6 protein-coding genes are annotated in these 9,127 nt (G+C 71.8%); 3 read left to right on the top strand and 3 right to left on the bottom strand.

The features are described 5' to 3' along the window. Positions 1 to 66 precede the first annotated feature (66 nt). Complete coding sequence (cobF, locus tag AOK16_RS11450) at positions 67 to 828, bottom strand: precorrin-6A synthase (deacetylating) (protein WP_055472148.1); 762 nt, start codon at positions 826 to 828, stop codon at positions 67 to 69. Positions 829 to 1,037: 209 nt separating this feature from the next. Between cobF and AOK16_RS11455 the strand changes: the two genes are divergently transcribed. The 3 genes from AOK16_RS11455 to meaB are packed head-to-tail and all read left to right on the top strand — an operon-like array spanning position 1,038 to position 6,149. After that, positions 1,038 to 2,918, top strand: coding sequence for a methylmalonyl-CoA mutase subunit beta (locus tag AOK16_RS11455; RefSeq protein WP_055472149.1), 1,881 nt, complete (start codon positions 1,038 to 1,040; stop codon positions 2,916 to 2,918). After that, positions 2,918 to 5,143, top strand: a complete 2,226-nt coding sequence (gene scpA / locus AOK16_RS11460; RefSeq protein ID WP_055472150.1) for a methylmalonyl-CoA mutase — start codon at positions 2,918 to 2,920, stop codon at positions 5,141 to 5,143. Before AOK16_RS11455 ends, scpA begins: the two co-directional genes overlap by 1 nt. 13 nt (positions 5,144 to 5,156) lie before the next feature. Then, positions 5,157 to 6,149, top strand: a complete 993-nt coding sequence (gene meaB, locus AOK16_RS11465) for a methylmalonyl Co-A mutase-associated GTPase MeaB (RefSeq protein ID WP_055472151.1) — start codon at positions 5,157 to 5,159, stop codon at positions 6,147 to 6,149. A gap of 142 nt (positions 6,150 to 6,291) precedes the next feature. Here meaB and AOK16_RS11470 read toward each other — a convergent pair whose 3' ends face one another. Then, positions 6,292 to 8,301 (bottom strand): phosphocholine-specific phospholipase C, encoded by a 2,010-nt coding sequence (locus AOK16_RS11470; protein WP_055472152.1) that lies wholly within the window; start codon positions 8,299 to 8,301, stop codon positions 6,292 to 6,294. A 159-nt stretch (positions 8,302 to 8,460) separates the two neighbouring features. Beyond that, a complete protein-coding gene (locus AOK16_RS11475) occupies positions 8,461 to 8,985 on the bottom strand; it encodes a hypothetical protein (protein WP_055472153.1) in 525 nt (174 codons plus the stop codon). Between the last annotated feature and the right edge of the window lie 142 nt (positions 8,986 to 9,127).

The following is a 9,127-nucleotide window of genomic DNA, read 5'->3' on the forward strand; positions in this document are numbered from 1 at the left end:
CCCTCCCCCCCCTCGGACTCCGTCCGGCGGGAGCCCAGCAGTGCTGAACGCCTGGCCGCAACCGGCCTATTCGCGCCGCAGCAGATACGTGTCCATGATCCAGCCCTTGCGTTCGCGGGCCTCCGCTCGGGTCCTCACGATGCGGTCCGCCACCTCCGGCAGAGGGCCCGAGATCAGGATCTCGTCCGGGGTGCCCACGTACGCGCCCCAGAAGATGTGCAGGTCCTCGTCGCGGTAGCGGGTGAAGGCCTGGTGGGCGTCGAGCATGACCACCACGTCGTCGGCGTCCGCCGGGAGGCCCTCGGACAGGCGGCGGCCGGTGGTGATCCGAACCGGTCGGCCCACCTGGTTCAGGCCCGTGCGGTGCCTGGCCGCCAGTGCCGAGACGCTGCTGACGCCGGGCACCACCTCGTAGTCGAAGGCGACCGCGCCCCGGGCGAGGATGTCGTCCAGGATGCCGATCGTGGAGTCGTACAGCGCCGGATCGCCCCACACCAGGAAGGCCCCGCGCTCGCCTTCCGCCAACTCCTCGCGGATCAGGCGCTCGCAGATGTCGGCGCGGCGCTGCCGCCAGTCCCCGACCGCGGGCGAGTAGGCGGGAGTCGGGGCAGTGCGGTCCCGCTCCGGGTCCCGCGCCTGGACCACCCGGTACGGCCGGTCCCCGGCGTGCTCGGCGAGGATCGCGCGGCGCAACTCGACCAGATCCGCCTTCTCTTCGCCCTTGTCCAGGATGAAGAAGACGTCGGCCGAGGCGATCGCCTTCACGGCCTGCAGGGTCAGATGGTCGGGGTCGCCCGCCCCGATCCCGATGACGAGGATCCTTCGCACGGCCCCGAGTCTGCCGCATGGGTGGCCGGGCCAACGAACCAGGTTGCCGGGCTGGCGAACTCGGGCGGCCGGGCAGGCGAACCCGCTTGATGCGGTCATCGAACTCGGGTGGCGCGGCCAACAAATTTGGGTGGTGCGGCCATCGAAGGAGGTCAAGGTCACATCAGAGCGGTCTGCTGCTCAGGGGGCAACTCCCCTAGCCTTCCCCCATGACGGTCCTGCCTGACGACGGGCTGTCCCTGGCCGCCGAATTCCCGGATGCGACCCGCGAGCAGTGGCAGCGCCTCGTCGAAGGCGTGCTGCGCAAGTCGGGTGCAAGCGACGTCTCGGGCACGGCCGCCGAGGACGCCCTTTCGACCCCGCTCCAGGACGGGCTCACCACCCGCCCCCTCTACACCGCCGAGGACGCCCCCGCCGAGCAGTCCGGCTACCCGGGCTTCCCGCCGTACGTGCGCGGAGGCAGGGCGGAAGGGACCGCGCCGACCGGCTGGGACGTGCGCCAGCGTCACGCCCACCCCGACCCGAAGCGGACGAACGAGGCCCTGCTCGCCGACCTGGAGAACGGCGCCACCTCGATCTGGCTGGCCGTGGGCGGGACCGGAGTTCCCCTGTCCGGCCTCGCCGACGCCCTCAAGGACGTCTACCTGGACCTGGCCCCCGTCGCCCTCGAACCCGGCGCCGCCTTCGAAGAAGCTGCGGACGCGCTCTTCCGGCTGTACGAGCGGCGCGGCGTGGCCCCGGAGGCCGCACTCGGCACCCTCGGCGCCGACCCGCTCGGCCTGGCGGCCCGCACCGGCCAACACACCGACCTCGTACGGCGGTCCGCGGCAGCCGCCGCGCTCGCCGTCCGCTGCGACCGCGAACTCCCGGGCGTACGCGCCCTGGTCGCGGACGCCCTGCCGTACCACGAGGCCGGGGCCTCGCCCGCCGAGGAGCTGGGCTGCTCGCTCGCCACCGGCGTCGCCTACCTGCGCGAACTGACCGCCGCCGGGCTGTCCGTCGACGCGGCCTGCGCACAGCTGGAGTTCCGCTACGCGGCCACCGCCGACCAGTTCCTCACCATCGCCAAGCTCCGCGCCGCACGTCGCCTGTGGGCCCGCGTCGCGCAGGTCTGCGGCGCCGCGCCCGGCGCGGCGGCCCAGCGGCAGCACGCCGTCACCTCGGCGGTGATGATGACCCGCCGCGACCCGTGGGTGAACATGCTGCGCACCACCGTGGCGACCCTGGCCGCCGGGGTGGGCGGCGCGGACGCCGTGACCGTGCTGCCCTTCGACAACGCGATCGGCCTGCCCGACGACTTCGCCCGCCGCATCGCCCGCAACACCTCCTCGATCCTGCTGGAGGAGTCGCACCTGGCCCGGGTCATCGACCCGGCGGGCGGCTCCTGGTACGTCGAGCGGCTCACCGACGAACTCGCCCGCGCCGCCTGGTCCTGGTTCCAGGAGACCGAGCGCGCCGGAGGCCTGGCCGCCGCCCTCGGCTCCGGACTCGTACGCGACCGCATCGCCCGCACCTGGGAATCCCGCACCGAGGACCTCGCCCACCGCCGCGAACCCGTCACCGGCGTCAGCGAGTTCCCGCACCTCGCCGAGGCGCCCGTGGAGCGCGAGCCCGCGCCCGCAGGCTCCTCCGGCGGCCTGCCGAAGGTCCGCCGCGACGAGGCGTACGAGGCGCTGCGCGCCCGCTCCGACGCGCACCTGGGCGCCACCGGCGCGCGCCCCCGCGTCCTCCTGGCCGCGCTCGGCCCGGCCGCCGCGCACACCGCGCGCGCCACCTTCGCCGCCAACCTCTTCCAGGCCGGCGGCATCGAGCCCGTGACCGCCGAGCCCGGCCGCACGCTCGAAGAGACCTACGCGGACAGCGGCGCCGCGGCCGCCTGCCTGTGCTCCAGCGACAGCGTGTACGCGGAGGAGGCCGAGGCCGCCGCGAGCGCGCTCAAGGCTGCGGGCGCGCCCCGCGTCTACCTCGCCGGACGGCCCGGCGAGCGGCGGGAGGCCTACGAGCGCGCCGGGGTCGACGCGTTCGTCTTCGCGGGCGCCGACGCGGTCGCGGTCCTGACGGCGGCCTTGGACGACATGGGAGTGGCGTGATGCACGGCAACGCGGGCGAACGGCCCGCCACCATCCCCGACTTCGCGGACGTCGAGCTGGGGCCCGCCGAGGCCCCGGCCACTGCCGACCAGTGGCGGGCCGCCGTGAAGGAGTCCACGGGCAAGGCCGACGACGATCTGCTGTGGGAGACCCCGGAGGGCATCGGCGTCAAACCCCTCTACACCGCCGACGACCTCACCGGGCTCGACTTCCTGTCGACCTACCCGGGCATCGCCCCGTACCTGCGCGGCCCGTACCCGACGATGTACGTCAACCAGCCCTGGACGATCCGCCAGTACGCCGGGTTCTCCACGGCCGAGGAGTCCAACGCCTTCTACCGCCGCAACCTCGCCGCCGGGCAGAAGGGCCTCTCCGTCGCCTTCGACCTGCCCACCCACCGCGGTTACGACAGCGACCACCCGCGCGTGACCGGCGACGTCGGCATGGCGGGCGTGGCGATCGACTCCATCTACGACATGCGGCAGCTCTTCGACGGCATCCCGCTGGACCGGATGAGCGTGTCGATGACGATGAACGGCGCGGTGCTGCCCGTACTCGCCCTCTACATCGTCGCCGCGGAGGAACAGGGCGTCGCGCCCGAGAAGTTGGCCGGGACCATCCAGAACGACATCCTCAAGGAGTTCATGGTCCGCAACACCTACATCTATCCGCCCGCGCCCTCGATGCGGATCATCTCCGACATCTTCGCGTACACCTCGCGGAGGATGCCGCGCTACAACTCCATCTCCATCTCCGGCTACCACATCCAGGAGGCCGGGGCCACAGCCGACCTGGAGCTGGCCTACACGCTCGCTGACGGGGTCGAGTACCTGAAGGCGGGCATCGCGGCGGGCCTGGACGTGGACGCCTTCGCGCCCAGGCTCTCCTTCTTCTGGGCGATCGGCATGAACTTCTTCATGGAGATCGCCAAGTTGCGCGCGGCCCGCCTGCTGTGGGCCAGGCTCGTGAAGGGCTTCGGCCCCCAAAGCCCCAAGTCGCTCTCCCTGCGCACCCATTCGCAGACCTCCGGCTGGTCGCTGACCGCGCAGGACGTGTTCAACAACGTCACCCGCACCTGTGTCGAGGCCATGGCGGCCACCCAGGGGCACACGCAGTCGCTGCACACCAACGCCCTCGACGAGGCGCTGGCCCTGCCGACCGACTTCTCCGCCCGGATCGCCCGCAACACCCAGCTGCTGCTCCAGCAGGAGTCCGGGACCTGCCGGGTCATCGACCCGTGGGGCGGCAGCGCGTACGTCGAGAAGCTGACCCACGACCTGGCCCGGCGCGCCTGGCAGCACATCGAGGAGGTCGAGGCCGCGGGCGGCATGGCCCGGGCCATCGACGCCGGGATCCCGAAGCTGCGCGTCGAGGAGGCCGCGGCCCGCACCCAGGCCCGTATCGACTCCGGGCGGCAGCCCGTCATCGGGGTCAACAAGTACCGCGTCGGCGGGGACGAGGACATCGAGGTCCTCAAGGTCGACAACTCGGCCGTGCGCGCCCAGCAGGTGGAGAAGCTGCGGCGGCTGCGCGCCGAGCGCGACGAGACCGCGTGCCGGAGCGCGCTGGACGCGCTGACCCGCGCCGCCGGGTCCGGGCCCGGCGCCGGCCTGGAGGGCAACCTGCTCGCCCTGGCCGTGGACGCGGCCCGCGCCAAGGCGACCGTCGGCGAGATCTCGGACGCCCTGGAGAAGGCGTACGGGCGCCACTCCGGCCAGATCCGTACCATCTCCGGTGTGTACAGGGAGGAAGCCGGGCCGTCGTCCGGGATCGAGCGGACCCGCGCGCTGGTGGACGCCTTCGAGCGCGAGGAGGGGCGCAGGCCCCGCATCCTGGTCGCCAAGATGGGCCAGGACGGGCACGACCGCGGCCAGAAGGTGATCGCCACGGCCTTCGCCGACCTCGGCTTCGACGTCGACGTCGGCCCGCTGTTCCAGACCCCCGCCGAGGTGGCGCGGCAGGCAGTGGAGGCCGATGTGCACATTGTCGGCGTCTCCTCGCTGGCGGCCGGGCACCTCACGCTGGTGCCCGCGCTGCGCGCGGAACTCGCCGCGCAGGGGCGCGAGGACATCACCGTCGTGGTCGGCGGGGTCATCCCGCCCCAGGACGTGGAGACGCTGAAGGAGATGGGCGCCGCCGCGGTCTTCCCGCCCGGCACCGTCATCCCGGACGCCGCCCACGACCTGCTGAGGACCCTCGCCGGGGCCCTCGGCCACGAGTGGTGAGGCAGCTGCCCGCATGGCCAGGACCATCGACATCGACGCGTACGCCAAGGGGGTCCTCGGCGGCTCGCGGGCGCACATCGCCCGCGCCATCACGCTCGTGGAGTCCACCCGCGCCGACCACCGGGAGCTGGCGCAGCGGCTGCTGATCGAGCTGCTGCCGCACGCCGGCGGGGCCCGGCGGGTCGGGATCAGCGGGGTGCCGGGAGTCGGCAAGTCGACTTTCATCGACGCGCTCGGCTCGCTGCTGACCGGGGAGGGCCACCGGGTCGCGGTCCTCGCCGTCGACCCGTCCTCCACCCGTACGGGCGGCTCCATCCTCGGCGACAAGACGCGGATGGAGCGGCTGGCCGCCGACCCGGCCGCGTTCGTACGGCCCTCGCCGAGCGCGGGCACCCTCGGCGGGGTCGCGCGCGCGACCCGCGAGTCGATGGTGGTCATGGAGGCGGCGGGCTACGACGTCGTGCTGGTGGAGACCGTCGGCGTCGGCCAGTCCGAGACGGCCGTCGCGAACATGGTCGACTCCTTCCTGCTGCTGTCGCTGGCACGCACCGGCGACCAGCTGCAGGGCATCAAGAAGGGCGTGCTGGAGCTGGCCGACGTCGTCGCCGTCAACAAGGCCGACGGCCCGCACGAGCGCGATGCCCGGTCCGCCGCCCGCGAACTCGCGGGCGCGCTGCGGCTGTTGCAGCCCGCGGACGCGGACTGGAACCCGCCCGTGCTGACGTGCAGCGCCCGCGAGAACACCGGCCTGGACGTGGTCTGGCAGCGGCTGGAACAGCACCGCAAGGTGCTGGAGGCAACCGGCCGCCTCGCCGGGAAGCGGCGCGGCCAGCAGGTGGACTGGACCTGGTCGATGGTCCGTGACCAGCTGCTGGCCGCGCTGCGCGAACACCCCGAGGTGCGCCGGGTCGCCCCGGAGCTGGAACAGCGGGTACGCGACGGCACGCTCACGGCGACGCTCGCCGCGGATGCCTTGCTGGCGGCGTTCCGGGGCTCTACGGGCTGAGGCGGATCCGGCACCGCCGGGCTCCGCCGTCCCGCTTGCTCGCCGTCGCGGCGGGAGATTCTATCGCCGCGGCGGCAAGCTCCGGTGGCTGGACGAGGCGCCCCCCGCGCCTCCCGGCCCGGCTGAGGCGCCCCCCGCCCGGTTAGCCTGAGATGCTTGTTGTGCCTGTTTCCAGGTGGCCGGCGAAGCGCTGGGTCCAGCTGGAGTCGCCGCTGACGGTGATGGTGAAGTCGTACCAGCCGTCGGAGACAGCGACCTGGTTGAAGAAGTCCTCCGTCGAGCCGCCCGCCGGGACGGTGTAGGTCCACGAGCCCGTCCGGTAGGCGTTCGCCTTGATGGTGAACGTCACCGAGGAACTGCCGGTGTTGCGCATCTTGAACCAGATCGCCAGCTTGCCGGTGCCCGACTCCACCGCGTACCGCGTGCTCACGAACGCGTCCTTGCCCGCGGTCGTCGCGTTGCCGGTGAAGCGGCGCAGGAAGCGGTTCGGCCCGTACATGCTGATGTCGTACTGGCCGTCGCCCGAGCCCGCGCCGACGTTGAAGAAGTCCTCTTGGGACGTGCCCGGGCCGGCCGTGTACTGCCACGGGGTCCGGCTGCGGTACGCGTTGGGGTGGATGGAGAAGTGCGCGGACTGCTTCGCCGGGGTCCCGATGTTCTCCATCTTGAACCAGGTCTTCATGGTCGTGCCGCTGATCTCCAGCCGGTCCAGCCAGCCGTTGGCCTGGTATGGCAGCGCCCTCGCGGGCCGGGTACCGGACTCCTGCGCGGGCAGCGCGTTGGTGGTGGGGACCGGGTCGGGCACGCCGCTGCACGCGCTGCCGATCGCGGCGGTCGCGGGCAGCGAGGGCAGCCCGTTCACGGGCGAGGAGAAGTCGAAGACGCTGGTCAGGTCGCCGCACACCGTGCGCCGCCAGGCGCTGATGTTGGGGGAGTTGGCGGGCTTGCCTATCGCCGCGGTCCACTTCTCCAGGAAGCGGATGACGGAGGTGTGGTCGAAGACCTCGGAGTTCACCCAGCCGCCGCGGGTCCACGGCGACACCACGAGCATCGGGACGCGGAAGCCCAGGCCGACCGGCTTGCCGCCGATGACGAGCTCGTCGGCGGTGCCGCTCGGCGGGATCGGCGGCGGCACGTGGTCGAAGAAGCCGTCGTTCTCGTCGTAGTTGAGGAACAGCACGGTGGAGTTGAAGACGGCGCTGTCGGCGTTGAGCGCCTTCATCAGCTGGTTGATGAAGTGGTGGCCGTCGCCGGGCGTGGAGCCGGAGGGGTGCTCGGAGAACGCCTGGTTGGTCACCACCCACGACACCTGCGGCAGGGTCCCGGCCACCACGTCCGCCCGGATGGCGTCGATGATGGCGTCCTGCGTCGGCTTGGTGCCGGGCACGTCGGCCACCCCGCGGTCGTACAGCGGGTTGCCGGGGCCGGCGTTGGCGAACTGGGTGAAGTACTCCAGGGCGTTGTCGCCGTAGTTGTCGTTCTGGCGGTTGTAGACCCGCCAGCTCACCCCCGCGTCCTGGAGGTTCTCCGCGTAGGTCTTCCACGTGCAGCCGGTCAGGTCGCCACCGTTGTTGTGGCTGCTGTCGATCTTCCCGCTCCACAGGAAGGCGCGGTTGGGGCCCGTGCCGGTCAGCGAGGAGCAGAAGTAGGAGTCGCAGATGGTGTAGTTGTCGGCCAGTGCGTAGAAGAACGGGATGTCGGTGCGGTCGAGGTAGCCCATCGTGTGCTTGCCGCCGGCGCCGGCCACGAAGTTGTCCAGCAGCCCGCCGTTCCAGCAGTTGTGCTGCGTGGTCCAGTCGTGCCCGAGGCCGGGCGCGCAGTGCGGTACGAGGCTGGCGTCGCCGCCGACGCCCTCACGCAGCGAGTACGGGTACTGGCGTCCCGTGCCATTGGGCTGGTTGAAGACCGAGTAGCCGCCGTTCAGCAGCATCGAGCTGCGGTCGGAGAAGCCGCGTACGCCCTTCAGCTTGCCGAAATAGTGGTCGAAGCTGCGGTTCTCCTGCATGAGGATCACCACGTGCTGGACGTCCTTGATCGTCCCGGTCGCGGCACTGGCCTCGGTCGCCGCGCCGAGCTGTACGGCGGGGGCCACCGCCGCCCCGGCCGCCGCGCCCGCTCCGATGACGAACTTTCTTCGACTGATCGGCGTCATCGCCAACCTCCGTCTTCCATGGCCCCGTCGGCCCGGTCGTGAACCGGGGCAGCATGGCACGGAGGTATGGAGGGTGGGTACTGGTGATTTGGTGAACGTCCGGTAAAGGTCTGGTCGGTAACCATTGAGTGGGGCGGTGCCCTGTGGCGTCGGACGACGTCAGAACAGATGGATCGCCAAGTGCCCCAGCGGCAGACCCAGTTCCCACGCCGGCGTCCAGACCTTTGGATCGCTGTCCGCGTCCTCGTCCTCTTCCCGGAGGTCGTCCGGGTCCCGCAGGAACACGCCGTCCAGGTCGGCCGCCAGCAGCTCGGTGTCCTCCAGCCACCGCCAGGCCGCCAGCGCCAGGGCCAGGTCGGGACTCGACGGCACCCGGCCGCGGTCCTCCTCGATGAGCCGCTCCAGCCGGTCGCGGACCCACTCCTGCCACGGCCTGCCGTGCGCCGTCAGCGACAGCCAGTCCTCCAGCTGCGAGATGACGCGGATGCCGGACAGCTCGCCCTCGGTGTCGGAGAGGAAGACGGTCAGCGCGAGGACGTCCCGCCCCGCGCGGAACTCCAGGCTCGTCGGCGGCATGAGATCCCCGGTGCGCAGCAGCTCGTCGGCGATGTACTCGGCGTACATCCACGCCATGGGGACCGCCAGCTCACCTCCGCTGGTGCCGTTCACGCCCTCGGGCAGCATTCCCATCCACCTTCTCCCGAATTGAGGACAACAACACTACGGGAGAGGCGAGTTCCTTCATGCGGGGGATGCCGGATTCGGTCCGCAACGCCAGCGAAGCGGTGGTGGCGTTACTCAGGGTGACGCCGCTGGGATGCGGGAG

This window comes from Streptomyces pathocidini, from assembly GCF_001418495.1.
Taxonomy (GTDB): Bacteria; Actinomycetota; Actinomycetes; order Streptomycetales; family Streptomycetaceae; genus Streptomyces; species Streptomyces pathocidini.

Excerpts from the sequence above, each read along its gene's own strand:
- AOK16_RS11455 (WP_055472149.1), top strand. The coding sequence starts at position 1,038 with ATGACGGTCCTGCCTGACGACGGGCTGTCCCTGGCCGCCGAATTCCCG.
- scpA (WP_055472150.1), top strand. The coding sequence starts at position 2,918 with ATGCACGGCAACGCGGGCGAACGGCCCGCCACCATCCCCGACTTCGCG.
- meaB (WP_055472151.1), top strand. The coding sequence starts at position 5,157 with ATGGCCAGGACCATCGACATCGACGCGTACGCCAAGGGGGTCCTCGGC.
- AOK16_RS11470 (WP_055472152.1), bottom strand. The coding sequence starts at position 8,301 with ATGACGCCGATCAGTCGAAGAAAGTTCGTCATCGGAGCGGGCGCGGCG.
- AOK16_RS11475 (WP_055472153.1), bottom strand. The coding sequence starts at position 8,985 with ATGCTGCCCGAGGGCGTGAACGGCACCAGCGGAGGTGAGCTGGCGGTC.